Annotated in this window: 24 protein-coding genes and 1 pseudogene; 13 read left to right on the top strand and 12 right to left on the bottom strand. The window is 70.6% G+C overall.

Annotation, left to right across the window (positions count from 1 at the left end; all coding sequences use genetic code 11):
• Nucleotides 1-51: 51 nt before the first annotated feature.
• The 5 genes from IEY61_RS11325 to IEY61_RS11305 all read right to left on the bottom strand — a co-directional run bounded on the left by IEY61_RS11325 (nt 52) and on the right by IEY61_RS11305 (nt 2,657).
• Nucleotides 52-477 carry a hypothetical protein gene (locus tag IEY61_RS11325; RefSeq protein ID WP_189043279.1) on the bottom strand — a complete coding sequence of 142 codons (426 nt, stop codon included), beginning with the start codon at nt 475-477 and terminating at the stop codon, nt 52-54.
• A 35-nt stretch (nt 478-512) separates the two neighbouring features.
• The gene (locus IEY61_RS11320; RefSeq protein ID WP_189043278.1) at nt 513-923 is read right to left on the bottom strand and encodes a hypothetical protein; all 411 of its coding nucleotides are present in this window, start codon (nt 921-923) and stop codon (nt 513-515) included.
• A 14-nt stretch (nt 924-937) separates the two neighbouring features.
• The gene (locus IEY61_RS11315; RefSeq protein ID WP_189043277.1) at nt 938-1,390 is read right to left on the bottom strand and encodes a hypothetical protein; all 453 of its coding nucleotides are present in this window, start codon (nt 1,388-1,390) and stop codon (nt 938-940) included.
• Between the two features lie 198 nt (nt 1,391-1,588).
• Nucleotides 1,589-1,783, bottom strand: coding sequence for a DUF397 domain-containing protein (locus IEY61_RS11310; protein ID WP_189043276.1), 195 nt, complete (start codon nt 1,781-1,783; stop codon nt 1,589-1,591).
• A complete protein-coding gene (locus tag IEY61_RS11305) occupies nt 1,776-2,657 on the bottom strand; it encodes a helix-turn-helix domain-containing protein (protein ID WP_189043275.1) in 882 nt (293 codons plus the stop codon). Before IEY61_RS11305 ends, IEY61_RS11310 begins: the two co-directional genes overlap by 8 nt.
• A 280-nt stretch (nt 2,658-2,937) precedes the next feature.
• Here IEY61_RS11305 and IEY61_RS11300 point away from each other — a divergent pair, with 280 nt between their 5' ends.
• Nucleotides 2,938-4,104, top strand: a complete 1,167-nt coding sequence (locus IEY61_RS11300) for a hypothetical protein (RefSeq protein WP_189043274.1) — start codon at nt 2,938-2,940, stop codon at nt 4,102-4,104.
• Between the two features lie 9 nt (nt 4,105-4,113).
• Entirely contained in the window at nt 4,114-4,908 is a 795-nt protein-coding gene (locus IEY61_RS11295; protein ID WP_189043272.1) for a hypothetical protein, read from the top strand.
• On the opposite strand, the pseudogene IEY61_RS31110 reads toward IEY61_RS11295, so the two are convergent.
• Both IEY61_RS31110 and IEY61_RS11285 read right to left on the bottom strand, forming a co-directional pair.
• A pseudogene (locus tag IEY61_RS31110) lies at nt 4,905-5,690 on the bottom strand (serine hydrolase domain-containing protein); the annotation flags it as partial. The gene IEY61_RS11295 and the pseudogene IEY61_RS31110 overlap by 4 nt on opposite strands.
• A gap of 117 nt (nt 5,691-5,807) precedes the next feature.
• On the bottom strand, nt 5,808-6,146 hold the full coding sequence (locus IEY61_RS11285) for an ArsR/SmtB family transcription factor (protein WP_189043271.1): 339 nt from the start codon (nt 6,144-6,146) through the stop codon (nt 5,808-5,810).
• A gap of 180 nt (nt 6,147-6,326) precedes the next feature.
• Here IEY61_RS11285 and IEY61_RS11280 point away from each other — a divergent pair, with 180 nt between their 5' ends.
• The 4 genes from IEY61_RS11280 to IEY61_RS11265 all read left to right on the top strand — a co-directional run bounded on the left by IEY61_RS11280 (nt 6,327) and on the right by IEY61_RS11265 (nt 9,352).
• A complete protein-coding gene (locus IEY61_RS11280; RefSeq protein WP_189043270.1) occupies nt 6,327-6,731 on the top strand; it encodes a helix-turn-helix domain-containing protein in 405 nt (134 codons plus the stop codon).
• A 35-nt stretch (nt 6,732-6,766) separates the two neighbouring features.
• Nucleotides 6,767-7,186, top strand: coding sequence for a VOC family protein (locus IEY61_RS11275; protein WP_189043269.1), 420 nt, complete (start codon nt 6,767-6,769; stop codon nt 7,184-7,186).
• 100 nt (nt 7,187-7,286) lie between these two features.
• The gene (locus IEY61_RS11270) at nt 7,287-7,625 is read left to right on the top strand and encodes an ArsR/SmtB family transcription factor (RefSeq protein ID WP_189043268.1); all 339 of its coding nucleotides are present in this window, start codon (nt 7,287-7,289) and stop codon (nt 7,623-7,625) included.
• A gap of 74 nt (nt 7,626-7,699) precedes the next feature.
• Nucleotides 7,700-9,352, top strand: a complete 1,653-nt coding sequence (locus IEY61_RS11265; RefSeq protein ID WP_229705828.1) for a SulP family inorganic anion transporter — start codon at nt 7,700-7,702, stop codon at nt 9,350-9,352.
• A 4-nt stretch (nt 9,353-9,356) separates the two neighbouring features.
• On the opposite strand, the gene IEY61_RS11260 is transcribed toward IEY61_RS11265, so the two are convergent.
• Nucleotides 9,357-10,115 carry a hypothetical protein gene (locus IEY61_RS11260; RefSeq protein WP_189043266.1) on the bottom strand — a complete coding sequence of 253 codons (759 nt, stop codon included), beginning with the start codon at nt 10,113-10,115 and terminating at the stop codon, nt 9,357-9,359.
• A gap of 47 nt (nt 10,116-10,162) precedes the next feature.
• Nucleotides 10,163-10,903 (bottom strand): WD40 repeat domain-containing protein, encoded by a 741-nt coding sequence (locus IEY61_RS11255; protein ID WP_189043263.1) that lies wholly within the window; start codon nt 10,901-10,903, stop codon nt 10,163-10,165.
• 365 nt (nt 10,904-11,268) lie between these two features.
• Here IEY61_RS11255 and IEY61_RS11250 point away from each other — a divergent pair, with 365 nt between their 5' ends.
• On the top strand, nt 11,269-12,081 hold the full coding sequence (locus IEY61_RS11250; RefSeq protein ID WP_189043261.1) for an SDR family NAD(P)-dependent oxidoreductase: 813 nt from the start codon (nt 11,269-11,271) through the stop codon (nt 12,079-12,081).
• 86 nt (nt 12,082-12,167) lie between these two features.
• On the opposite strand, the gene ilvD is transcribed toward IEY61_RS11250, so the two are convergent.
• Nucleotides 12,168-14,015 (bottom strand): dihydroxy-acid dehydratase, encoded by a 1,848-nt coding sequence (gene ilvD / locus IEY61_RS11245; protein ID WP_189043259.1) that lies wholly within the window; start codon nt 14,013-14,015, stop codon nt 12,168-12,170.
• A gap of 110 nt (nt 14,016-14,125) precedes the next feature.
• On the opposite strand from ilvD, the gene IEY61_RS11240 reads away from it, so the two are divergent.
• The 5 genes from IEY61_RS11240 to serA all read left to right on the top strand — a co-directional run bounded on the left by IEY61_RS11240 (nt 14,126) and on the right by serA (nt 22,129).
• Nucleotides 14,126-16,501 carry a putative bifunctional diguanylate cyclase/phosphodiesterase gene (locus tag IEY61_RS11240; protein WP_189043257.1) on the top strand — a complete coding sequence of 792 codons (2,376 nt, stop codon included), beginning with the start codon at nt 14,126-14,128 and terminating at the stop codon, nt 16,499-16,501.
• 179 nt (nt 16,502-16,680) lie between these two features.
• On the top strand, nt 16,681-18,540 hold the full coding sequence (locus IEY61_RS11235; protein ID WP_189043255.1) for an acetolactate synthase large subunit: 1,860 nt from the start codon (nt 16,681-16,683) through the stop codon (nt 18,538-18,540).
• 80 nt (nt 18,541-18,620) lie between these two features.
• The gene (gene ilvN, locus IEY61_RS11230; protein WP_189043253.1) at nt 18,621-19,136 is read left to right on the top strand and encodes an acetolactate synthase small subunit; all 516 of its coding nucleotides are present in this window, start codon (nt 18,621-18,623) and stop codon (nt 19,134-19,136) included.
• 117 nt (nt 19,137-19,253) lie between these two features.
• Nucleotides 19,254-20,267 carry a ketol-acid reductoisomerase gene (gene ilvC, locus IEY61_RS11225; RefSeq protein WP_189043251.1) on the top strand — a complete coding sequence of 338 codons (1,014 nt, stop codon included), beginning with the start codon at nt 19,254-19,256 and terminating at the stop codon, nt 20,265-20,267.
• A gap of 263 nt (nt 20,268-20,530) precedes the next feature.
• Nucleotides 20,531-22,129, top strand: a complete 1,599-nt coding sequence (gene serA, locus IEY61_RS11220; protein WP_189043249.1) for a phosphoglycerate dehydrogenase — start codon at nt 20,531-20,533, stop codon at nt 22,127-22,129.
• Nucleotides 22,130-22,191: 62 nt separating this feature from the next.
• Here the strand turns inward: serA and IEY61_RS11215 are convergent, their stop codons facing one another.
• Nucleotides 22,192-22,551, bottom strand: a complete 360-nt coding sequence (locus IEY61_RS11215; RefSeq protein ID WP_189043247.1) for a hypothetical protein — start codon at nt 22,549-22,551, stop codon at nt 22,192-22,194.
• A gap of 421 nt (nt 22,552-22,972) precedes the next feature.
• Entirely contained in the window at nt 22,973-23,818 is an 846-nt protein-coding gene (locus tag IEY61_RS11210) for an FAD:protein FMN transferase (RefSeq protein ID WP_189043246.1), read from the bottom strand.
• A 214-nt stretch (nt 23,819-24,032) separates the two neighbouring features.
• On the opposite strand from IEY61_RS11210, the gene IEY61_RS11205 reads away from it, so the two are divergent.
• Nucleotides 24,033-25,064 carry a 3-isopropylmalate dehydrogenase gene (locus IEY61_RS11205; protein WP_189043245.1) on the top strand — a complete coding sequence of 344 codons (1,032 nt, stop codon included), beginning with the start codon at nt 24,033-24,035 and terminating at the stop codon, nt 25,062-25,064.
• The last annotated feature ends 187 nt before the right edge of the window (nt 25,065-25,251 follow it).

Raw genomic sequence — 25,251 nt, 5'->3', positions numbered from 1 at the left:
CCAAGGAGCAGGTGCAGGTGCCGCGTGCCCGCGTATCGGAGTGTTAGGCGCTCAGGGGCGTGAGGACAGGCTGACGGCCTCAGCGAGTAGGGCGTCCAGGTCGGCGTCCGACAGGTTTTCCTCGGTGAGGATTTTCTGCACGGTGACTGCCTGGATGCGGCCGATCATCTCCTGGCTGGTTGAGTAGTCGAGTGAGGGGTCGATGATGGACATGATGAGCTGCTCGGCGGCCTCGGCGTTGATCTCCGGCCCGCCGTCAGCCAGCCCGGCGCGTAGCTCGCCGACGAAGGTGATGATCTCGGCGCGGCCAGCGGTCTCGCCGAAGCGGCGATCGACGGCCAGGAAGAAGACGGAAGCGAGGTAACGCGGGAGGCCGTCCCAGCCCTCGGCGTCAAGTTTGGCCTCTACTACATCGTTGGCGGCGTGGTCGCCTCGAACCAACGTGCGGATGTACGTGGGCAGTCCAGGATTAATCATTGGCGGTTACCTCCACCGCAACGTCCGGAGTCAGCTCATACCCGGCTTGCCAGCGCTGCTGCCTCGGCGAGAGTCTCATCCAGCTCGTCGTCGCCGACAGCGCCACCGCCCAAAATATTGAGGATCACCAGTCCCTGGATTCGTCCGGCCATCTGCGGATCGATCGCCGTCTCGACATCGGGGTCCACGGCGGCTCGGATCAGCGTCTCGGCTGCGTTGGCGTCGATCTCCGGGGTGCCGGGCGGAGTTCTCGCTCGCATGTCGGCCACGAATCGCATGATCTCGCCCGGGGAAGTCCGCTCATCGAAGCGCCGGTTGACCGCGAAGTAGAAGACCGCACCGAGGAGGGCCGGGAAACCGTCCCAGCCGATTTCATCGAGGCGCGCTTCGATCCGGTCGTTGGCCTCGTGGTCGCCTCTGATCATCGTCCGGATGTACAGGGCCATCTCAGGTCTGCTCATCAGATCGCCCCCTTCGGCGGCCACAGGACGTCGGCTGCGGTTCGTTCCACGTCGGCGATGAACGCCTCAAGCTCAGGCTCGGCGCGGTAGCCGTCCTGGAGTAGCTTGCCGAGGAAGACGATCTGCATCTGGAGGGCTGTCTCGGGGTCGAGGTTTTCGATGAGATCGACCTCACCGAGCGCGGCCCGGACGAGTGCTTCCATCTCCAGCGTGGGTAGCGACTGCGCGGCCGGGAACCGTGACCGCGTCTCGGCGACGAACCGAGCCACGTCGGTGGGGGAGTGGTCAGCGGTGAAGCGCTCGTTGACCGCGATGGCGAAGGCCGCCGCGATCACCTGGCTGCCGCCGCGCCAGTCGATGCTCTCCACTTCGTCCAAGAGCCGGTCGGCTGTGCCCCAGTCGCGACGCGCCATCGCGCGGATCAGGTCGCTGAATTCCGTTTGTACGCTCACGCCGTCTTAACTCGCGTGCTGCCCCAAGGGTGATCAGCGGAGAGCGCCGAGGCTACGGGCCGACCGAAAATCTACACAAAGCGCCCAACGTTCGGCGTAGTCATGGGCGAGGATTGTCAACCTTGGACACTTACCGTTCGAGCCGAACGGTAAGTGTCCAAGATCTTGAGGTCTTGCCGGGTTCTGCGGGTTCGTGGGTCAGTGGGTGGTGCGGGCGGTAGTGAGGAAAGCGGCCCAGGCGGTGGGGGTGAAGGTGAGGGTGGGGCCGTGTGGGTCTTTGCTGTCGCGTACGGCGACGACGCCGGGCAGGTTGTCGGCTATCTCGACGCAGTCGCCGCCGTTGCTGCCGCTGCGGGTGCTCTTGCGCCAGCGGGCACCCGTCAGGTCAACCATGGTGAACCTCCCCGATGATCTTGTTAATTAGATGCCTCGATTGTCCTTCATCGAAGGCAAGCTGCTCCAGGCTCGTCCAGACCTTTTCGTAGGCAGCGAACTCTTCTGGACGATCGAGATAGAGCGCACCGGTCCACGATTCGCTGTAGATCACCGGTGGCTCTGGCGTAGCCCGGTTGCCGAGGGGAAACTCCAGCATGACGAAGGTTCCGGCCTCGACGCCTCGGTGCAGCCCGACTGATAACGGCAGGACCCGGAGTCGGACGTTGTCTCGGCCACCAACGTTGAGCAGGTGGCGCAACTGCTCGGCCATTGTCGGCCGGTCTCCGACGATCCGCAGCAACGCGCCTTCCGAGATGACGATGTCCATCTGGGGCGCTGCTGGCAGGCGACGCGTGAGCAGCGACTGTCGCTGGATCCGCACCTGAACCAGGCGCTCACGTTCCTCTTCCGTGACCTCTGATCGGTGCTGGTAGACGGCGAGCGCATAGCCTCGGGTCTGCAACAAGCCGGGGATCAGTGCTTCGTCGTACCTTCGGATTCGGCATGCGGCGGATTCGAGGCCGACGTACAGCTCGAACCAGTCGGGGATGGCATCGCCGTAGGCGTGCCACCAACCTTTCGCCTTTGTCTCGGCGGCCACCGCCATCAGCGCCCGGGTCAGGTCGCTGCGTGCGCCGTACAGCTCGCACATGGCGCGGACGTCGACGCCGCGCACGGAGCCGAGGCCGCTCTCGATCCGCCACACCTTCTGTCGGCTGCACTCCAGCGCCTCGGCGGCGGCGTCCAGGGTGATCCCGGCTTCGGTGCGCAGGTCACGCAGGGTCCTGCCGAGCTGGCGTCGGGGCACTGTCGACCCCATGTCGTCGGCCATCGCGCCCTCCTTCCTGTTTGTTTTTGCAACATCCGGGCGAGGGGTTGTCGAACTCGGAATTGGTGCGATCAAGCAGTTGATCAGTATGACGCGACATTCATTGTCATGGTGTTTCCGACCCTACAAGATGAGTCCGACAACAGCGATGACCGCGACGTCAATTCCGACCACAGAAGGGGCGGTGTCGACCCGTGCGCGCAATCTTCGAACAGCCACCGGGCACTGGCGGAAATCGGACCGGTGAGCGGTGACCGTCATAACCTGCCCCGACTGTGACGGGTTGACCTTTCAGCTGTTGCCTTGTCGGTGCACCACCTTCGGCAACCGGTTCCTGGCCGACGAGGCGGCCACGCCCACGCACCCTGAGGCGTACCGGGATTGTGAGCAGTGTCGGGGCGCGGGCAGCGTCGCGTACCCCTGTCATCGCTGCAAGCGGCGCGGGCGGCGACGGGCGCAGCTGGTGCTCAGCGTGGCCAACCTGGACACCGGCGTGGTCGCCTCGCACAGTGTCATGCCCGGCGGCCTCGATCCTGAGCCGAGCCCAACCGGCTGGGTGGTCAAGCTTGAGAATCGGGTACGCGAGTTGGCTGCCAGCGTCGGCGCAACCGTTACCGACGAGGCGCTGACGCTGTGGTTGCCGCCGCAGTGGCGACCCGACGCCCCGGCCGTGCACCGGTACGAGCTGGAGGCCCAGGCCATCGCAGGGCTCGACAACATGCCCTGGCGGCTGTTCCTCGGCCGGTCGGCCGCTGCGCCGCCGGTCGACCCGGCCGACCGGCTGGTGCGGCTCTGCGCGCTGGCCGATGTGCTCCTGCTCGACCTGGTGATCGAGGTACGCCGGCACGGGCAGGGCTGGAAGGTCCGGTACGAGGTGCCCGGCTCGCCGGTGCCGATGTTCAGGATCGGCCATCCCGACCTGCCGGAAGCGCTGGCCGGCACCGACGTGGCCGACGCGCTCGCCGGGCTCGCCGAGCGTGGCCGGGGCGTCGCCGCCCGGCTGGTGCAGCCCGACCAGCCGCGCCCACCCGTCGTGCCCGCCGTCGAGGTGGACCAGCTGGAACGGCGGATCCTCGCCGACTGTGTCGACCCGGTCGACGGTGTCGAGCTGCCCGGCGCGCAGGCGATCTGGCGCGACGGACGTTGGTGGCACACCAGCCTGCGCGACGGCGAACCCGTCGAGGACCTGGTGGAGCAGCCCACCGGTCAGGTAATGCGCCGGGTGCGGGTGCCGCTGCGCCGGGGCTTCACGCCGCCCGACCCGTCCTGGCTCGGTGCGGAGATCGGCTGGCGGCCCTGCCCGGACTGCGTGCCCGGCAGCCGGCTGCGTAGCTGCGACTGCCGCCTCGGTGGCCGTACCGCCGATGGTGGCTGCCCGCACTGCCGCGGCGCCGGCCTGCGCCCGTCGGCGCTGGCCTGCCTCAGCTGCGACGACACCCACCGGCTCTAGGACGCGGTGGTGATCACGCTGACCGACCTGCGGCACCGGGTGGTGCATCTGGCCTGGCACGCCGGCACGTCGGAGGAGGTCACGCTCGCCGCCACGCAGCCCGGCGGCAAGCCGGTGGTCCAGCTGCCCGACCGCTACCGGCTCGCGGCCTGGGCGCCCATCCTCGGGGTACGGCCCGAGGACCTCGCCGAGGCCGACGGTGGGCACGAGATTGAGCTGGACCTGCGCGGCGGGTACGTCACGCTGCCCTGGGCCGGGGCCGACCCGGTGGCCGAGCAGGTGCGCCTCGCCGGTCGGGGCCAGCCCGCGGCCCGGCTGATCGTGACGGCGGTACGCCCCGACGCCCCACCCCTGACCGAGCTGATCCGCCTCGCGCTCGGCCTGGACCTGGCGTTGGAGGTCAGCGTCTGCGACCTGCGGCAGCACACCGGTGACCCGCGCTACCTCGACGGGCAGCGCTGGTCGGTCGACCTGCGACCGCGCGACGCCCCGGTCCGCCCCGACGAACTGCCGTACCGGCCGACCCTGGAGGCGGCGCTCGCCTGGTGCGTCGAGTGCCTGACCGACACCGTCGCCGCCGTCGCGCCGGCCGACCCGGCCGTGCCGATCCCGGCGCCCGCCGCCGCGCCGAGTGGCGTGACCGCCGACCCGGTGCCGGTGCTGCTGCGGCTGGCGGCCCGGCACGCCGGGCAGATCCTGACCGTCCGCTTCACCCGCGCCGGCTGCACCCTGCACCGCCACGACGACGACGGCGTACGCCTGCTCGCCGAAGCCACCGACCTGCACGAACTCCGGTTGACTTAGCGGTCTGGTGTGCTGCGTCGGGGCGCCAGCGCCAACCCGGCGAGTCGGGTGAGCGCGACCATCGCCGCAAGCCCGGCAACGCCGCCGATGACCTGCGCCGCGTCGGGCATCCACAGGGAGACCTGACCGAGCCCGTCGGCTCCCTGTAGGGCCGGGACCCCCCACACCACCGTCGCGGCCAGCCCACCGCAGCCAACCACCCAGCCGACCGTACGGACGATCTCGCGACGGCAGCGGGCGGCTCCCGAGCGGCGTCGGCGGACGACGCGGACGACAGCCCAGGCCAGCGCGACCACCAGGAGCGCGGCAAGACCCACCAGCCCGACCAGGCCTCCGGTCAACAGCGGGTCCGGCTCCGCCTCGACGGTCGGCGCGGCGTGCAGTACCCGGGCGATGTTGAACGCCGCCGAGACGAGCAGCGGGTCCATCGCCAGGCTGTAGGCGTTGGCCAGTACGACCACGCCGATCCTGGTTTCCGGCACCAACACCAGGTGGCTGAAGTATCCCGGCGTGGCGCCGGCGTGCCACACGATGCGGGCGTCGGGTCCCGTGAGGGTTGTTTCTCGCCAGCCCAACCCGTACCGGCCGCTGCCACCGGTCGACACCTGACCGGTCTGCATCCGCTGGGTGGTGTCGGCGGACAGCAGGGTCGTGTCGCCGTACCGGCCGCCGGCGAGTTGGGTGGTGGCGAACCGGGTGAGGTCGTCCAGGCTCGCCGTCAGGTAGCTGTACGGCACGCCGGAGGTGTCGAAGGGCGAGTCGTACCGCTGCGGCGGAGTGCCGGGCCCGGTAGATCCCCACGGCCACGAACGCGATGATCGCCATCAACGCGACCAGCAGCACGGTCGATGTGATCATGCCGATTTCGGCGATGTCGCCGTCGGCAGCCACGATGTTCGTCATTGCTTGTCCTCATCCTTCTGCCCGGGAACGGTCAACGTCGGTACGGCCGCCGCGATGGCCTGCGGAGTCAGCGTCACCGCGAATGGAGCGAGGTCGAACCACTTGACCGAACTGCCGTCCGGAGCCGTTTCCAGAGTGCCGACGACCAGTTCGGCGGCCTCCAACTTCTGCAGGTGCATGTAGAGCAGGGGCCGGTTCATCCGCAGCCGGCGGGCCAACTCGCTGACGTAGCTCCGGCCCTCGGCGAGCGCGGCGACGATCCGCAGCCGGTGCGGACTGGCCAACGCCGCGAGCATCGCCAACAGCTCGTCGCCGCTCGGCGTCTCACGACTCATGCTTCGGACCCCTCCACCACTGGGTGTCAGAAATTTCTGACGCCCCCTGTCAGGGAATGCTGACAGGTCGGTGCGCAGTCGTCAACCGGCCAGGCATCCGGCGATCGGAATGCCCGCTCGGCAGAGGCCGACGGAACGGGCAGGATTGATGTGGCCGGGTGTCGCGGGGAGGGCGGTGCGGTGAGCAGGGCGGTCGAGCAGACGAACCGGGCGATGCTGCGCGCCCGGGACGCGATGGACCGGGCGTACGCCGACCCACTCGACATCCCGACCCTGGCGAAGATCGCGCACGTCTCCCCGGCGCACTTCATCCGGACCTTCCGGGCCACCTTCGGCGAGACCCCGCACCGCTACCTGCAACGGCGGCGGGTGGAGCGGGCCATGTACCTGCTGCTGCACACCGGCCAGGACGTGACGGAGGTCTGCCACGGGGTCGGCTTCGGCAGTCTCGGCACGTTCAGCCGTACCTTCCGGCAGATCGTCGGCGAGTCGCCCAGCGACTACCGCAAGCGGCGGACGGTGCCCGCCGCGCCGGTGCCGGGCTGCTTCACCAAGGCGTGGACGCGACCGAGCAGTTTTGGATAAGCAGCAGGTCAGAGCGCTGCACTAGCTTTCTGGGCATGACGATGAACGCGATCAGCCGCTCCCAGATCTACGTCCTCGACCAGGACGAGGCGCTCGACTTCTACATCGGCAAGCTCGGCCTGGAGCTGAACACGGATCAGGATCTCGGCTTCATGCGTTGGCTCACGGTCAACGTGCCCGGCGACCCGAAGCGCGAGATCCTGCTGGAGAAGCCGGGCCCGCCCAATCTTGACCCGGCCACCGCCGAACAGGTCCGTGAACTGCTCACCAAGGGCGCCGCGGGCGGTTTCCTCTTCATGACCACCGATGACGCCCACAAGACGTACGAGGAACTTCTCGCCAAGGGTGTCGAGATCACCGACGAGCCGATGGAACGGCCGTACGGGATCGATTTCGGCATCCGTGACCCGTTCGGCAACCGGATCCGTATCGGCCAGATGATCGAGCGCGGCTGACGGCGTCGGGCGGAGTCGCAGCGCGAGAGTTGTTGAAGAGTTTTGCAAGTGCTAAAGTCTTCAGTGCGGCCCCGGTGGTGCCGCAGGAGGAGGCTGAGGCGTGTCCGTGCCGCTGTACCAGGCGAAGGCCGAGTTGTTCCGCACGCTCGGGCACCCGGTTCGCATCCGGGTGCTCGAGCTGCTTCAGGACGGCCCCAAACCGGTGCGTGACCTGCTCGCCGTGATCGAGGTGGAGGCGTCGAACCTGTCCCAACAACTCGCTGTGCTGCGCCGGGCCGGCATGGTCACCTCGTACCGCGACGGGCCGCTGGTGATGTACGCGCTGAGCACACCTGACGTCGCCGATCTGCTGGCCGCCGGCCGGCGGATCCTCGGCGCGATGCTCACCGACCGGGGCGCTCTGCTGGAGGAACTGCGCGCCGACGGGCGGGAGCGGTGAGTAGCGGCACCCAGACCCCACTCGCCGGCAGCGCCCGGTCCGCCGCGAGCACCGTCGGGCGTCGCCTCCTCGACCTGCTGCCCAGTCGCGCCGACTGGCACGCCGTGCGCCGGGCACCCCGCCGGGACCTCGTCGCCGGGCTCACCGTCGCCGTCGTCGCGCTCCCGCTGGCGCTCGCCTTCGGTGTCACCTCCGGCCTCGGCGCGGAAGCCGGGCTGATCACCGCCGTGGTCGCCGGTGCGGTGGCGGCCATCTTCGGCGGCTCGAATCTTCAGGTCTCCGGCCCGACCGGCGCGATGACCGTGGTGCTGGTGCCGGTCGTGGCGCAGTTCGGGGCGACCGGCGTGCTGATGGTCGGCGCGCTGGCCGGGCTGATCCTGGTCGCCCTGGCTTTCGCCCGCACCGGCCGGTACGTCCGGTACCTGCCGATGCCGGTGATCGAGGGCTTCACCGCCGGCATCGCGGTGGTCATCGCCCTGCAACAGGTGCCTGCCGCGCTCGGCGTCACCGACGCGCAGGGCGAACGGGTGTGGGCGGTGGCGGCCGACGCGGTCGCCCGTTTCGTCGTACATCCGCAACCGGCGCCCGTCCTGATGGCCCTGGGAGTCGCGGCGGTGATGCTGCTCGGCGCCCGGTGGCGCCCCGGCCTGCCGTTCTCACTGTTCGCCGTGGCCGCCGCCACGGTGCTCGCCGAGTTCGCGCCGATCGACCTGGTCCGGATCGGCGCCCTTCCCCAGGAGCTACCCGCACCCTCACTCGGCTTCTTCGACCTCGGCGCGGTGGGCGTGCTGCTGCCCGCAGCGCTGGCGGTGGCGGCCCTGGCCGCGCTGGAGAGTCTGCTCTCGGCCACCGTCGCCGACGGGATGACCGTCGGCCAGCGGCACGACCCCGACCGCGAACTGTTCGGGCAGGGTCTGGCCAACCTCGCCTCCCCGCTGTTCGGCGGCATCCCGGCCACCGCGGCGATCGCGCGCACCGCCGTCAACGTGCGAGCCGGTGCCGTATCGAAGCTGGCCGCGCTGACCCACGCGGTGGCGCTGGCCGGCGTCGTGCTGGTCGCCGCGCCGCTGGTCGGCCGCATCCCACTCGCGGCGCTCGCCGGGGTGCTGCTGGCCACCACGGTACGGATGGTCGAGGCGGCCTCGCTCTGGGCCTTGGCCCGCGCAACCCGGGGCGACGCGCTGGTGTTGATGCTCACCTTCGCCGTGACCGTCATCTGGGACCTGGTCCTCGCCGTGGCCGTCGGGGTCGGCGTGGCCATCGTGGTGGCGCTGCGCGCGGTCGCCCGCAGTGCCCGGGTCGAACAGGTGCCACTCGACACCAGCGAGCACACCGCCGAGGAACAGGCGCTGCTCGAAGAGCACATCGTGGCCTACCGGCTCGACGGGCCGCTCTTCTTCGCCGCCGCGCACAACTTCCTGCTGCGGCTCTCCGACGTCGCCGACGTGCGGGTGGTCATCCTGCGGATGTCCCGGGTCACCACCATCGACGCCACCGGCGCCTACGTGCTCGGCGACGCCATCCGCCGACTCCAGGGACGCGGCGTCACCGTGCTGCTCTCCGGCATCCTGCCCGGCCACGACGAGGTGTTGGACGCCGTCGGCGTGGCCGACCAGCTACGCCGCGACGGCTTGGTCTTGCCCGACACCCCGGCCGCCATCGCGTACGCCCGCACCCTCGTGCCGGGTACGCCGAAGCAGGCGGCCGGGCACGGATCGCGGGCGTGATCCGTCAGGAGTACCGGAGCGCGGCGGGCGAGACGGGCTTGCTGCCGCAGGTCGGTGGAGTGCCCGTGCACTCGACCCAGTGGAACGTTCCGGCCTCGATCCGATAGCCGCGCGGGCTGCTGAAACCGGTGGTTCGGAACGTCCTGCCATGGTTGGTCACTTCAAGCTGCTGCGACTCGCCGCCGACGACCAGGGCGAACTCGATGACCCACTCGACCGTGCCCTTGGTGGTGACGGTCAGCTCGAAGACCTCGGTCTCGCCTCGTTGCAGGGTGAATCCGAACAGCGGCAGACGGCCGTCGACCCTGGTGGCGTACTCGGCTGACGGTTCCTTCGTGTCGAGGTCCATGACAACGTGCCGGGGCGTGACGACGCCCTGCGAACCGCCGCAGGTCATGGAGATGCCACCCGGGGCAGGGGTTGCCGAGCGGCTGATGATCCGTGCCCGCATCCCTTCGATGAGCACGCCCTGGTCGGAAGCGCCCTGCACCACCAGACGTACCCGGGTGGCCTCCTGATCCACCCCGCCGTTGGCGTGCGCCCAGTCCACCACCGACGGGCAATCGGTCGGAGGACGTGTGGCGGGACGTGCATCGACGGGCATCACGAACGAGAACACCTCGTTCCCCCAGGCGGGCACGGTCGCCGGGTTGCTCACCACGTTGATCGCGATCGGCCGCTCTTCGGGCGGGGGATCGAGCAGCTTCGGCACATAGATGCTGACCGCAGCGCCGATGGTGGCCGTGACGACGCCGCCGACCACGAACCACCAGCCTCTGTGAATGGAGCGCAGTGCCCGGCGCGTCGGGGTCAGTTCCTGCCCGGCGACGCGATCGTCACTCGGACGCCGTCGGGTACGGACCAGACCTGCCCGCCCTCCTCGCCGTCGAGAAGCAGCCACTTCCCGTCCTCCGTAAAGTGCGGTTCCACGCCAAAATACGCCGATTGAGGGCTCGCATCGAGCGGCGATCGCTCGGCCAGTGCCCAGATCCGCTGCTCGCGTCGGCCAGCCACCTCCCACAGCGACAGCTTGTTGTGCATCGGAATCACCAGGGCGACCAGGCTGCCGGCACGGTCCACCGCGCCCGCCTCCGCTCCGCAGCCGCACGGCACCCACGTGAGCTGCTGGCTCCCGACCGCCCAGTGCAGGAATCCGTCGCTGCCCGCAGCCACGACCTGATCGCCGTGATCGAAAACCGCGAACGATCCCGAGTACCAGTAGGAACCCGGATCGCTGGACACCTCGATCTCCGGCGGCACCGGTGAGGCCACCCACTTTCCCGTCGCCACGTCGATGACCACCAGGCGGCCGTTACGAACCTGCTGGTAATCCTCCCGGCCGACCAGGTGGGCACTGTCCGACGAGAAGCGGATGCTCTCCAGGGGCGGAGTGAAGAGTGCCTTCGGCCGCTTGGTCGTCAGGTCATAAAGGATCACCGTGTCGGGATGCGCCACGGCGAGGTAGCGCCCATCCGGCGAGAAGTCCATCCCGAGGATCCGCTCGACAGCGGTCCCGAACCGGCCGAACTCTTCGCCGTCCCGGGTGACCACCACCCACTCGTCGACATGCTTGGCGGCGAACCGCCCGTCCTGACCGAGGTGACGATCGATCTGGCGCCACGCCAGGTCGAAGGTCCCGGCCGGCATCACGATCGATGGCGGCGATGCCGTGGTCGTGACTATCGGGTCCGACCCGTCCGAGCGGGCCCGCTCGGGAGTTGACTGACATGCCGCCAGGCAGGCCAGTGCCACGGCGGCGCCAACCAACCTGACCGGTATCCCGCGCCGAGGCTGAAACATCGGTGCAAATCTTATCGAGCCTCGTCAAGGTCGACCTCAAGAGCGCTCGATGTTATGCGAGGAGAAGGCGGGGAACTCCTCCGAGGCCGTCTACGCGACCGTCTGGGGGAATGGGCATGGGAAGGCTTGAGGGCAAGATCGTCCTGATCACCGGAGGATCGTCCGGGTTCGGCCGGGCGAGTGCCGAGCGCTTTGCGCGCGAGGGAGCGAAAATCGTCGTTGCCGACATCAGCGAAAAGCCACTGTCCGGCGGTTTCGAGCAAAATCTCGAAAAGCCGACGGCGGAACTGATCACGGCCGGTGGCGGGCAGGCGGTGTTCGTGACGTGCGACGTTACCAAGGCCGACGAGGTCGACAGAGCGGTGAAAACCGCCGTGGACACCTACGGCCGACTGGACGTCATGTTCAACAACGCAGGCATCTACCGCGGCGGCAAACTCATGGACGAGTTCACCGAAAAGGATCTTCAGGCCTGCTTCGACGTCAACGTCAAGGGCAGCTTCTACGGGACGCAGTCCGCGGTGCGGCAGTTCCGCCGCCAGGGAAGGGCAAGCAACGGGATGGCGGGGAACATCCTGAACCTCGTCTCAACCGCTGGCCTCGGGGGGCACCCGAAGCAGTCGGTCTACAACATCTCGAAGGGCGCGCAAGCCAACCTCACCCGCTGCGCGGCGATCGAGTACGGCCACGAAGGCATCCGGGTCAACGGCATCTGCCCGACGTACGCGAAGACAGCGCTCACCCGAGAGCTGTTCGACAACATGGAGTTCATGCAGACCTTCGCCGATAGCGTGCCGCTCAAACGGTGGGGCGAAGTGGACGACATCGCGGATCTGGCCCTCTACCTCGCCAGCGACGAGTCGAGCTACGTACACGGTGCTCTCATCAGGATCGACGGCGGAGAAACCCTCTCCCGCTACTCGGTCTGACCTGGCACTGCGCCTGCGCCGCGGCGCACCTCTGCCAGAGGCCCAGGCGGTGAAGGTGAGGGCGGGGCCGTGCAGGCCCCGTCCGCTCACTCCGGCACGCGGCGGTAGGCGCCGTCGCTGGCGGAGGTGGCCATCGAGGCGTACGCGCGGAGTGCGGCGGAGACCGGGCGCTGGCGGTCGACAGGAGTGTAGGGGCGGTCCCGCTTCTCCTGGGCGACCCGGCGGGCGTCCAGCACGTCGGCCGGCACGTTCAGCTCGATCGAGCGCGCCGGAATGTCGATGACGATCTCGTCGCCCGGCTCCACCAGCGCGATCAGCCCGCCGGAGGCGGCCTCGGGGGAGGCGTGCCCGATGGAGAGCCCCGAGGTGCCGCCGGAGAACCGGCCGTCGGTGAGCAACGCACAGGCCCGACCCAGCCCCCGGCCCTTGAGGAACGAGGTGGGGTAGAGCATCTCCTGCATGCCGGGGCCGCCCTTCGGCCCCTCGTAGCGGATCACCACGACGTCCCCGGCGACGATCTCCTTGGCCAGGATGGCGGTGACGGCGTCGTCCTGCGACTCGTAGACCTTCGCCGGGCCGCGGAAGGTGAGGCACTCCTCGGGCACGCCGGCGGTCTTCACCACGCAGCCGTCCGGCGCGAGGTTGCCGTGCAGGATGGCCAGCCCGCCGTCGGCGGTGTACGCGTGCTCGCGGTCCCGGATGCAGCCGCCGGCGGCGTCGGTGTCCAGCGACGACCAGCGGTTGGTGGTGGAGAACGGCTCGGTGGTGCGCACCCCGCCCGGCGCGGCGTGGAACAGCTCGATCGCCTCGGGGATGGCCGAGCCGCCGCGCACGTCCCAGTCGGCGAGCCAACGCTCCAGCGAGGGGGCGTGCACCGCGTGCACGTCCCGGTGCAGCAGGCCGGCGCGGTCCATCTCGCCGAGGATGGCCGGGATGCCGCCGGCCCGGTGCACGTCCTCCATGTGGTACTGCGGCGAGTTCGGGGCGACCTTGGCCAGGCACGGCACCCGGCGGGAGATCGCGTCGATGTCGGCGACGGTGAAGTCCATCTCGGCCTCGCGGGCGGCGGCCAGCAGGTGCAGGATCGTGTTCGTCGAGCCGCCCATCGCCACGTCCAACGCGACGGCGTTCTCGAACGCGGCCCGGGAAGCCACCATCCGGGGCAGCACCGAGGCGTCGTCGTGGTCGTACCACCGCTTGGCGATCTCCACGGCGGTGCGGCCGGCCTCGACGAAGAGCGACCGGCGCGCGGCGTGGGTGGCCAGCGTCGAGCCGTTGCCCGGCAGCGCCAGCCCGATCGCCTCGGTGAGGCAGTTCATCGAGTTCGCCGTGAACATGCCGGAGCAGGAGCCGCAGGTCGGGCAGGCGGAGCGCTCGATGGCATCGAGCTGGTCGTCGGTGACGGCCTCGTTCGAGGAGGCGATCATCGCGTCGATCAGGTCGATCTTGGAGTGCACGACCCCCTCGATCGCCATCGTCTTGCCGGCCTCCATCGGGCCGCCGGAGACGAACACGGTCGGGATGTTCAGCCGCAGCGCGGCCAGCAGCATCCCCGGGGTGATCTTGTCGCAGTTGGAGATGCAGATCAGGGCGTCCGCGCAGTGCGCGTTGACCATGTATTCCACCGCGTCGGCGATCAGCTCCCGGCTGGGCAGGGAGTAGAGCATGCCGCCGTGGCCCATGGCGATGCCGTCGTCCACGGCGATCGTGTTGAACTCCCGGCCCACCCCGCCGGCCTCGGCCACCGCGTCGGCCACCAGGCCGCCCATGTCCTTCAAATGTACGTGACCTGGGACGAACTGGGTGAAACTGTTCGCGATGGCGACGATCGGCTTGCCGAAATCGTCGTCGGTCATCCCGGTGGCCCGCCACAGGGCCCGGGCACCGGCCATCGTCCGACCGTGCGTGGAGGTCCTCGACCGCAGCTCAGGCATGAATACCAGTCTGGCACGTCGAGCCCGAACCGAATCGACGAGCGGTAGGTGTCCCACCAGTTGCGCACCCGACCCCCCACGGAGAGCGCTCATCCGGCAGAGTTGAAAGGGTGCACCCACCCCCGGGCATGATCGGCGCTTCGGCGCTGAGCGCGCTGGTCGCCCTCGCGGCCGGCGGGCTGCTGACCGCCGCCGCCCGGCGCCGGGTCGGACCCCACCGCCAGGCGTACGCACTGCTCGCCGTCGCCACCGCGGTCGCCCTGCTCACCCTGTTGACCGGGCTGGTCGTCGCGTTGACCAGGAGCGGGCACTGGCCGCACGAGCCCCCGCCGCACATCGGGGTGGCGAGCGCGGTCGCGCTCGGCACGGCCGTCAGCGGTCTGCTCTTCTGCCTCGGTCTGCTGCGGATGCTCGGGGTGGCCGGCTCGGCGGGCTCGGCCGCCCGGCTCGCCCTGGACGGTGTGATCCTGGGTACGGCGCTGTGGTTCGTCGGCTGGGTGCTCTTCTCCGAGCCGACCCGGCTGCTCGGCGACGCCACTCCGGTGGCCTGTCCGGCGATCCTGCTCGGCTCGGTCAGCGCGGCGTTGAGCATCGGCCTCGCCGCCAGCATGGTCTTCCGGGTCTCGGCACCCCGGCGCGGCCTCGCCGTGCTGGCCACCGGCATCACGGTGGCGACCTGCGGCGGGCTCGGCCTCGCGGCCGGGCTCTGCCAGGCCGGCCCGGTCGTGACCTCGATCAGTGCGGTCACCCTCGCCGGGGGGCTGTTGACCGCCGCGCTGGCCGGGCACTGGATCGACCCGCCCGGTCAGGTCGCCATCGACGTGATCCGGCACGACGGCGAGTACGGCGTCGTGTCGATGGCCGCGCTGGCCGGTTCGGCGATCTACCACCTGCTCCAGGGCGGCCAGTTCGACGCGCTGGGCGTCGTCGCCGGCAGCGTGGAGGGGTTCGCCCTGGTGGCCCGGCAGTACCTCACCCTGCACGAGGCCCGCGCCTACGCCCGGCGGCTCGCCGATCGGGAGGCGCACTTCCGCGAGCTCGCGCACACCGACGCGCTCACCGGCCTGGCCAACCGGCGCGGGCTGTTGCGAGCGCTGCACCGGTGCGCCGAGGGTGGCGGGCCCTGCGTCCTGCTCAGCCTCGACCTGGACGGCTTCAAGCACGTCAACGACATGCGCGGCCACGACGTGGGTGACGCGGTGCTGGCCGAGGTCGGCCGGCGGCTGCGTGGCAACCTGCGCCCCGGCGACGTGGCCGCCCGGCTCGGCGGGGACGAGTTCGCGGTGCTGATGCCCGGCGGTCCGACCGAGGCGGGCGCGGTCGCCGAGCGGCTGCTGGGGGTGCTCGGCGGTGGCTACGAGCAGCCCGAGGGGGCGTTGTTCCTCTCGGTCAGCATCGGGCTGGCCAGCTGGGGCGAGACGCCGGACGTCGAACTGCTGCTGCGGCACGCGGATCTCGCGCTGCGCTACGCCAAGCAGCGCGGCAAGAACCGGATCGAGCGGTACGACGGCACCTACGACCGACTACTGCGCCGGCGCACCACGCTGGAGCATGAGCTGCGCGGCGCGATCGAGCGCGACGAGCTGCGCCTGGTCTTCCAGCCGGTGGCCTCCCTGCCGTCGGTACGCCCGGTCGGCGCCGAGGCGCTGCTGCGCTGGCACCATCCCGAGCTGGGCAATGTCCGTCCCGACGAGTTCATCCCGCTGGCCGAGGAGTGCGGGATGATCGCCAAGCTCGGCGCCTGGGTGTTGCACCAGGCCTGCCGCCAGCTGTCCCGCTGGCTGGCCGAGGGGCACGACGTCTGGGTGTCGGTCAACGTCTCCCCGCGCGAGCTGCACGCCTCCGAGTACGTGGTCCAGGTCGCCGAGGCGCTACGCGCCCACCACGTCCCGCCGCAGCGGCTGGTCCTGGAGGTCACCGAGCACGCGGTCGCCACCGACCTCGACGAGCTGATCCGGCGGCTGACCGCGCTGCGGCTGACCGGCGTGCGGATCGCCCTGGACGACTTCGGGGCCGGCTACTCCTCACTGGGGCAGTTGCGCCGGCTGCCGATCGACATCCTCAAGATCGACCACGGGCTGGTGGCCGAGCACGAGCCGGTCCGGCCGGTCGGGCGCGACGGCCCGGCCTTCGCCCCGATGGTCGACATCGTCATGCGGCTGGGGCACCAGTTCGGTCTCGAGGTCATCGCCGAGGGGGTGACCACCCGCACGGAGCTGGCCGCGGTGGTGGCCGCCGGCTGCCGGTTCGGCCAGGGCGCGCTGTTCGGCTGGGGCGTACCGGCCGAGCACCTGGAGGCGATGCTGGAAGCGGCGACCTCCCCGGGTGCCCGACCGCGCCGACCGACGCCCGCTCCGCGCCCCGAAAAGGGGGCTTCCGAGCAGGTCAGGCCGGGTGCGGCCGGCGTGCCCGCGCGCGACGCGCCGAGAACCGTGGACCAAAATGTGGGATCAGTTGACTCATCGCGTGAGATGCGTCAGGCTTGAGCCCATGTCGTCGTACCGGTCGCTGCGAGTACTTACCTGAGCGCACTCTCCCTGCCGAGAGTGCGCTGGCCCCGTGCATCTGGCACGCGGGCCTTTTTGTTGCCGTCGAACCCATCGGACGCCTCACCCGCGTTCCACAGTGTGAGCAGCCCCACCAACTCCAGCCGAAGGCCAACGTCATGACGAGACCCACGCCAGAGACCCTCGCCCATTCCGCCCGGCGGGCCCGTACCGTCGCCGAGGCCCCGGGTGACACCGACCACGTCCCCGCCGCCACGCCGGTACGCCCCGCCCCGGCCCAGGTCTCGGGCGCCGGCTCGCTGGTCCGCTCGCTCGAGGCGCTCGGCGTCGACGTCGTCTTCGGCATCCCGGGCGGCGCGATCCTGCCGGCCTACGACCCGCTCTACGACTCGACCGTCCGGCACATCCTGGTCCGGCACGAGCAGGGCGCCGGCCACGCGGCCACCGGCTACGCGCAGGCCACCGGCCGGGTCGGCGTGTGCATCGCCACCTCCGGGCCGGGCGCGACGAACCTGGTCACCCCGATCGCCGACGCGCACATGGACTCGGTGCCGATGGTGGCGATCACCGGTCAGGTGGCCCGCCCCGCGATCGGCACCGACGCCTTCCAGGAGGCGGACATCCAGGGCATCACGCTGCCGATCACCAAGCACAACTTCCTGGTCCAGGAGGCCAGCGAGATCCCGCGGGTGCTGGCCGAGGCGTTCCACCTGGCCTCGACCGGCCGCCCCGGCCCGGTGCTGGTGGACATCCCCAAGGACGTGCTCCAGGCGTCGACCACCTTCACCTGGCCGCCCACCCCGGACCTGCCCGGCTACCGGCCCACCCTGCACCCGCACGGCAAGCAGATCCGGGAGGCCGCGCGGCTGATGAGCAACGCCCGGCGCCCGGTGCTCTACGTCGGCGGGGGCGTGCTCAAGGCCGGTGCCACCGAGGGCCTGCGCAAGCTGGCCGAGCTGACCGGCATCCCGGTGATCACCACGCTGATGGCGCTGGGCGCGTTCCCGGACTCGCACCGGCAGCACCTGGGCATGCCGGGCATGCACGGCACCGTCGCCGCGGTCTACGGCCTGCAGAAGGCCGACCTGATCGTGGCGCTCGGCGCCCGCTTCGACGACCGGGTCACCGGCAAGCTGGACACCTTCGCGCCGGACGCCACGGTGGTGCACGCCGACATCGATCCGGCCGAGATCGGCAAGAACCGGCACGCGGACGTGCCGATCGTCGGCGATGCCCGGCACGTGATCGACGAACTGCTCGCGGCGGTCACCACCGAGCGCGCGGCCGGGCGGGGCACCGACCTCGCCGACTGGTGGACGCAACTGGACGACCTGCGCGAGCGGTACCCGCTGGGCTACGAGGAGTCGTCCGACGGCACCCTCGCCCCGCAGTACGTGATCAAGCGGCTGGGGGAGATCGTCGGGCCGGACGCGATCTACGTGGCCGGCGTCGGCCAGCACCAGATGTGGGCCTCCCAGTTCATCTCGTACGAGAAGCCGAAGACCTGGCTCAACTCCGGTGGCCTCGGCACCATGGGCTACGCGGTGCCGGCGGCGATGGGGGCCAAGGTCGGCAAGCCCGACACGGTGGTCTGGGCGATCGACGGCGACGGCTGCTTCCAGATGACCAACCAGGAGCTGGCCACCTGCGCGCTGGAGGGCATCCCGGTCAAGATCGCCGTCATCAACAACGGCAACCTCGGCATGGTCCGCCAGTGGCAGACGCTGTTCTACGGCGAGCGTTACTCCAACACCGATCTCGGCACCCACAAGCACCGGATCCCGGACTTCGTCAAGCTCGCGGAGGCGCTCGGCTGTGTCGGGTTGCGCTGCGAGAACGTCGAGGACGTCGACAAGACCATCGAGGCGGCAATGTCGATCAACGACGCGCCGGTGGTGATCGACTTCGTGGTCGGCAAGGACGCCATGGTCTGGCCGATGGTCGCCGCCGGCACCAGCAACGACGAGATCATGTTCGCCCGCGGCGTCCGCCCGGTCTTCGACGAGGATGAGCTTTAAATGAGTGAGCGAAGCGAACGAATCATCAGGCTCAGGCCACTGTCGCGTCATGGCGCGACCGAGCGCAGCGAGGTCGTGGCATGACCATGCACACCCTGTCCGTGTTGGTGGAGAACAAGCCGGGCGTGCTGGCCCGGGTCTCCGGGCTGTTCTCCCGGCGCGGCTTCAACATCGACAGTCTCGCCGTCGGCGAGACGGAGAACCCGGACGTCTCGCGGATCACGATCGTGGTCAACGCCGACTCGTCCCCGCTGGAGCAGGTCACCAAGCAGCTCAACAAGCTGGTCAACGTACTCAAGATCGTCGAGCTGGACCCGGCGACCTCGGTCGCCCGGGAGCTGCTGCTGGTGAAGGTGCGGGCCGACCGTAACGCCCGCAGCCAGGTGATGGAGACGGTCAACCTGTTCCGCGCCCGGGTGGTCGACGTGGCCCCCGACACCCTCACCATCGAGGCCACCGGCACCGCCGACAAGCTCGACGCGCTGTTGCGCGACCTTGAGCCCTTCGGCATCAAGGAAATGGTCCAATCGGGTCTGGTGGCGATCGGACGCGGCTCGCGTGCGATCACCGCTGGTCCGGCACTGCGGGCCGCCTGACCCGAAGCACCGGCCCGGCTCGCGGGCTGTCCATCCAAACCACAGGTTCGGCTCCACCGGCCGCCTGATCCACACCGCCACGACGGGCCGCCGCGGCCGTTGTACGAAAGGGAAGTCATGAGCGTTGAGGTGTTCTACGACGACGACGCCGACCTGAGCCTGATCCAGGCGAAGAAGGTCGCTGTGATCGGGTACGGCAGCCAGGGCCACGCCCACGCGCTGTCGCTGCGCGACTCCGGTGTCGACGTGGTGGTCGGTCTGCCGGAGGGCTCGAAGAGCCGGCCGAAGGCCGAGGAGCAGGGCCTGCGGGTGCTCACCCCGGCCGAGGCGTCGGCCGAGGCCGACGTGATCATGGTCCTCGCGCCGGACACCGCGCAGCGCCACATCTACACCGAGTCGATCGCGCCGAACCTCAGCGCGGGCAAGGCGCTGTTCTTCGGGCACGGCTTCAACATCCGGTACGGCCTGATCAAGCCCCCGGCCGGCGTGGATGTGGCGATGGTCGCCCCCAAGGGCCCCGGCCACCTGGTCCGCCGGCAGTACGTCGACGGCAAGGGCGTGCCCTGCCTGGTCGCCGTCGAGCAGGACGGCAGCGGCAACGCCCTCGCGCTGGCCCTGTCGTACGCCAAGGGCATCGGCGGCACCCGCGCGGGCGCGATCAAGACCAGCTTCAAGGAGGAGACGGAGACCGACCTCTTCGGCGAGCAGGCGGTGCTCTGCGGCGGCGCGGCAGCGCTGGTGCAGGCCGGCTTCGAGGTGCTCACCGAGGCGGGCTACGCCCCCGAGGTGGCCTACTTCGAGTGCCTGCACGAGCTGAAGCTCATCGTGGACCTGATGTACGAGGGCGGCATCGCCAAGATGCGCTACAGCATCTCGGACACCGCCGAGTACGGCGACCTCTCCCGTGGCCACCGGGTCATCGACGGCCGGGTCAAGGAGGAGATGCGCAAGATCCTCAGCGAGGTCCAGTCCGGCGAGTTCGCCCGCGAGTGGGTGGCCGAGGACGAGGCCGGTCGCCCCAACTTCAAGAAGTGGCAGGCCGAGGGTGCGGCGCACCCGATCGAGCAGACCGGCGCGAAGCTGCGCGGCATGATGAGCTGGGTGGACCGCCCGATCACCGAGACCGCCTGACCCGCGCGTACTCTCCTGGCCCCGGCGCCCTCCTCGGCGCCGGGGCCACTGTCGTTCGGTAGCGCATGTCACGTCCGCGCACGCCGCGTCCGGTTTGTGAGGGCACTCACCCCACACTCCGAAGCGCGTCGGACGGCCCGCACCCTACGATCGCGGGTAGGTGTTCCAGCCGGCACCTGACGGCCATGGCACGGATCAGCGCGGGACGCAGCGCGGCGACCCGACGCTCCAGACCGCTCGCATCCCAGCGTCTACGAGGACCAATGACTCCTGTCGTACTGATCGCCGAAGAACTCGCCCCCGCCGCCATCGAGGTGCTCGCCCACGACTTCGACGTCCGGCACGTCGACGGCACCGACCGACCGGCCCTGCTCTCCGCGCTCTCCGAGGCCGACGCCGTCATCGTCCGCAGCGCCACCCAGATCGACGCCGAGGCGATCGCCGCCGCGCCGCGTCTGAAGGTCGTGGCCCGCGCAGGTGTGGGTCTGGACAACGTCGAGGTGCCCGCCGCCACCGCCCGGGGCGTCATGGTGGTCAACGCCCCCACCTCCAACATCGTCTCCGCCGCCGAGCAGGCCGTCGCCCTGCTGCTCGCGGTCGCCCGGAACACCGCCAGCGCCAGCGCCGCCCTCAAGGCGGGGGAGTGGAAGCGGTCGAAGTACACCGGCGTGGAGATCCAGGGCAAGACCGTCGGCGTGGTCGGCCTCGGCCGCATCGGCGTGCTGTTCGCGCAGCGCATCGCCGCGTTCGGCACCCGACTGATCGCGTACGACCCGTACATCCAACCGGCCCGCGCCGCGCAGCTCGGGGTACGTCTGGTCGGCCTGGAGGAGCTGCTGCGGGAGAGCGACTTCATCTCCATCCACCTGCCGAAGACCCCGGAGACTGTCGGGCTGATCGGTGAGAAGGAGCTCTCCATCGTCAAGCCGGGCGTGCGGATCGTCAACGCCGCCCGTGGCGGCCTCGTCGACGAGCAGGCCCTCGCCGACGCGCTGGCCGAGGGGCGGGTCGGCGGCGCCGGGGTGGACGTGTACGCCAAGGAGCCGTGCACCTCCTCGCCGCTGTTCGCCTTCGACAACGTGGTGGCCACCCCGCACCTGGGTGCCTCCACCGCCGAGGCGCAGGACAAGGCGGGCCTGGCCGTGGCGAAGAGCGTGAAGCTGGCGTTGCAGGGCGAGTTCGTGCCGGACGCGGTCAACGTGCAGGCCGGCGGCGTGGTCGCCGAGGACGTCCGCCCGCTGCTGCCGCTGGCCGAGAAGCTCGGCCGCGCCTTCACCGCGCTGGCCGGCGGCGTCGCCGCCAGCGTCACCGTCGAGGTACGCGGCGAGATCGTCGACCACGACGTCTCGGTGCTCAAGCTCGCCGCCACCAAGGGCCTGTTCAGCTCGGTGGTCGAGGAGCAGGTGACCTACGTCAACGCGCCGCACCTGGCCGCCCAGCGTGGGGTCGAGGTCGCGCTGGCCACCCAGACCGAGACCGTGGAGCACCCGGTGCTGGTCACCGTGCGCGGCGCGCTGCCCGACGGTCGCACGGTCAGCGTCTCCGGCACGGCGACCCATACCGGCACCCGGGACGTCATCAAGCTGACCGAGGTGGACGGCTTCGACGTGGAAATCGGCGCGGAGGGCATCCTGCTCTTCCTGCGCTACGCCGACCGTCCGGGCGTGGTCGGCACCGTCGGCACCCTGCTCGGTGAGGCCGGCATCAACATCGCGGCGATGCAGGTGGCCCGCCGGGAGGCCGGTGGCGAGACGCTGATGACCCTCACCGTCGACCAGGCGCTCGGCGCCGACCTGCTCACCTCGGCCGCCGACTCGATCGGGGCGATCGCGGCCAGCGCGGCCGACCTGCGGGACGAGTAGTCCACACACGACTGCTGGGGGCCCGACCTACGGTCGGGTCCCTTGTCGTACCGGCGCTCGGCTCAGCCGGGCAGCCGGGCGGGCGGCGGCGGATAGACCGAGCCGTCCTGGGCGTCGAAGAGCATCAACTGGCACTCGCCGGCCAGCCGCTCGATGTCGAGCAGCACCTGGTCGGCGCAGCCCGGATCCAGGTTCAGTTCGATGTGGTCGGCCGCCGTGTGCAACGGCAGGACCGCCCAGGGGCTGCCCGGGCCGACCGGCCGATCGGGGTAACTGGCGGTGATCGCCCGGTAGAAGGCCACCAGCCGCGGGTCCGGTTGGCGCTCGATGTGCTGGCCCTGCCGGCACCGCTGCACCGCCGCTCGCACGTCCTGGGGTGTCGCCCCGTACGCCAGAGCCCACACGCTCAGATCAAAACTCACGGCGGACAGCGTGCCATCCACGCTTGGCCTTGTCGAAAACACCCCTGCCACCGGCGGAGTCAAGGTCGATGCCACGGCGCCGTGATGTCCCCTGTGGAACCCTTGCCGCGAAACGTGTCGATTCGATAGCGTACGGGGGCGGTTGCTGGCCGTGCCCGTGGCGCCGGCCCGTCTTCGGGTGGCGAGGTTGTCGCCCCGGCCGACCGGCCCGCACCCCTCGATTGCGCGAGCCACGCGCACTCGTCGCCGACCGGCCTCCACGGTCGTTGCCGCGGCCGTGGAGGCCGATCGCTGTTCCGCACCAGCCACAGTCGACCTGTCGGCCACCGTCCTGCGTACACCACAGCCGCCGTCGCGCCGTTGATGTCGCACCGTCGGACCGCCGGATCGCCGCGGTGTCGGACCGCCGCGCGGCGCCGGCTCAGCGGCGGGCGGCCAGCAGCGCCTGGTAGTCGGTTCCCGGGCGGAACCAGGCCAGTCCCGCCGGGCCGGCGGCGTAGAGCGCGGTGGCGTAGCCGTCGGCCACCGCCAGGTCGGGGCCGACCACGCTGGCGGCGACCAGTTGATCGGCCGGCTCACCGGTGTGCGGGTCCACCACGTGTCCCCGCCGGCCGGTCACCCCAGAGGTACCGATCGCGCCCGTGGTCATCTCCAGCACCAGTGGCCTCCGACGACGATCCGTCGGATGGTGGATCGCGATCCGCCACGGGCCGCCGTGCGCGGCGTGGCCGCGTACCACCAGGTCGGCGCCGGTGAGCACGGCGTAGTCATGGATGCCGGCGGCGCGCAACCGGGCCGCCGCCCGCTCGACCGCCCATCCGCCGAGCAGGCCGCCGGGGTCGAACCCGCCCGGCACCGCCCAGGCGTCGAACCAGCCGTCGGTGGCCCCCCGCATCGCGGCGCACCGGTCCACCAACTCCGCCAGGGGTGGGTACGACTCGGGGCCGATCTCACCCCGGCGCAGCCGGGACACCAGGCTGTCCGCGCGGTTCGGGCCGTACGTGAGGTCGATCGCCCGCAACTCGGCCACCGCGTCGCGCAGCGCCTCGCCGGCTCCCCGCCGGCCCACCCACTCGGGGGCGTTCAGCAGCAGGGTGTACTCGGCGGTCGAGGTGCGTACCGTGTGCCGCACGGCGATCCGGTCCCCGGCCGCCAGACCGGACCGGTCGGGACGGCGGTCGCGGGTGCCCAGCCGCAGGTCGGGCCGGCGGAAGCGGAAGGCCACTGGATCCACCCAACGGGTTCGTGGCTGCTCGTCGGTCCACATGGCCTCGCCCTCCTTCGGCACTCCGCCACGCCGTCGTGGTGGTCGCCCGGGCCGGTTGGCCCGTTCAGGATCACGCTAAGCAGCGCAGATGACCGGCCCATGAATGCCTGCTGGGAAGCTGCTGTGCATTCCGATTCCCGTATGATGGAACATCCGTACCGGGACGCGGGACGGCAGCGTACCGTCGAGCCACACGAGCAAAGGAGCTGAGGACGTGGCACGGATCGCGGTGGTGGCCGGGGACGGGATCGGGCCCGAGGTGGTCGCGGAGGCCCGCAAGGTCATTGACGCGGCGGTGCCAGGGGTGGAGGCCACCGAGTACGACCTCGGCGCGGCACGTTACCACCGCACCGGCGAGGTGCTGCCCGACTCGGTGCTGACCGAGCTGGCCGGGCACGACGCGATTCTGCTCGGTGCCGTCGGCGACCCGACCGTCCCGCCCGGCGTGCTGGAGCGGGGCCTGCTGCTGAAGCTGCGCTTCGCCTTCGACCAGTACGTCAACCTTCGGCCGTCGCGGCTCTGGCCGGGAGTGGCCAGCCCGCTGGCGACCGTCAAGTCCGGCGAGGTCGACCTGGTAGTGGTCCGGGAGGGCACCGAGGGGCTCTACGCGGGCGCCGGCGGCGCACTGCACCGGGGCACCCCGGCCGAGATCGCCACCGAGGAGAGCCTGAACACCCGGCACGGGGTGGAGCGGGTGGTCCGCGACGCCTTCGCCCGGGCCCGGCGACGCGAGCGGCGCAAGGTGACGCTGGTGCACAAGACCAACGTGCTCACCCACGCCGGCTCGCTGTGGGCCCGCACCTTCGAGGCGGTGGCCGCCGAGCACCCCGACGTGGCCACCGAGTACCAGCACGTCGACGCCGCCGCGATGTTCCTGGTCACCCAGCCCCAGCGCTACGACGTCGTGGTCACCGACAACCTGTTCGGCGACATCCTGACCGACATCGCCGCCGCGGTCACCGGCGGGATCGGGCTGGCCGCCAGCGGCAGCATCAACCCCGACGGGACGTACCCGTCGATGTTCGAGCCGGTGCACGGCTCCGCGCCGGACATCGCCGGGCGCGGGGTGGCCGACCCGGTCGCTGCGGTGCTCTCCGGCGCGCTGCTGCTCGACCAGCTCGGGCACGCCGACGCCGCGGCCCGGATCACCGCTGCGGTCAGCGCGGAGCTGGCCGGTCGCGGCCCGGAGGTAACCCTGCGCACGGCCGAGGTGGGCGACCGGATCGCCGCCCAGGTAGCCGCCTGAGCCGCCTCGCGCCGCCGCCCGGTGTGCCTGCTGAGCCGGCGCGCCGGGCGTACGCTGCCGAAACGCCGGTTCCCAGCCGGCGCGGTGGCGCCTCGACCAGCGGGCCTCGCACCAGTTGTCGTCTTGCTACCCACCGGTCGACCTATCCGCTGAACGACCGTTCGGGGTAAGTTTCTGGCACATAGTT

The sequence above is a fragment of the Micromonospora sonchi genome, assembly GCF_014646235.1.
Lineage (GTDB): Bacteria > Actinomycetota > Actinomycetes > Mycobacteriales > Micromonosporaceae > Micromonospora > Micromonospora sonchi.
This window is presented reverse-complemented; position numbering and strand designations above follow the sequence as displayed.

What these genes read in the sequence shown, in the direction of transcription:
- IEY61_RS11210 (WP_189043246.1), bottom strand. Translation starts at nt 23,818, where the DNA reads ATGTGGACCGACGAGCAGCCACGAACCCGTTGGGTGGATCCAGTGGCC.
- IEY61_RS11310 (WP_189043276.1), bottom strand. Translation starts at nt 1,783, where the DNA reads ATGGTTGACCTGACGGGTGCCCGCTGGCGCAAGAGCACCCGCAGCGGC.
- serA (WP_189043249.1), top strand. Translation starts at nt 20,531, where the DNA reads ATGACTCCTGTCGTACTGATCGCCGAAGAACTCGCCCCCGCCGCCATC.
- IEY61_RS11250 (WP_189043261.1), top strand. Translation starts at nt 11,269, where the DNA reads ATGGGAAGGCTTGAGGGCAAGATCGTCCTGATCACCGGAGGATCGTCC.
- IEY61_RS11305 (WP_189043275.1), bottom strand. Translation starts at nt 2,657, where the DNA reads ATGGCCGACGACATGGGGTCGACAGTGCCCCGACGCCAGCTCGGCAGG.
- IEY61_RS11325 (WP_189043279.1), bottom strand. Translation starts at nt 477, where the DNA reads ATGATTAATCCTGGACTGCCCACGTACATCCGCACGTTGGTTCGAGGC.
- ilvC (WP_189043251.1), top strand. Translation starts at nt 19,254, where the DNA reads ATGAGCGTTGAGGTGTTCTACGACGACGACGCCGACCTGAGCCTGATC.
- ilvN (WP_189043253.1), top strand. Translation starts at nt 18,621, where the DNA reads ATGACCATGCACACCCTGTCCGTGTTGGTGGAGAACAAGCCGGGCGTG.
- IEY61_RS11235 (WP_189043255.1), top strand. Translation starts at nt 16,681, where the DNA reads ATGACGAGACCCACGCCAGAGACCCTCGCCCATTCCGCCCGGCGGGCC.
- ilvD (WP_189043259.1), bottom strand. Translation starts at nt 14,015, where the DNA reads ATGCCTGAGCTGCGGTCGAGGACCTCCACGCACGGTCGGACGATGGCC.
- IEY61_RS11320 (WP_189043278.1), bottom strand. Translation starts at nt 923, where the DNA reads ATGGCCCTGTACATCCGGACGATGATCAGAGGCGACCACGAGGCCAAC.
- IEY61_RS11285 (WP_189043271.1), bottom strand. Translation starts at nt 6,146, where the DNA reads ATGAGTCGTGAGACGCCGAGCGGCGACGAGCTGTTGGCGATGCTCGCG.
- IEY61_RS11275 (WP_189043269.1), top strand. Translation starts at nt 6,767, where the DNA reads ATGACGATGAACGCGATCAGCCGCTCCCAGATCTACGTCCTCGACCAG.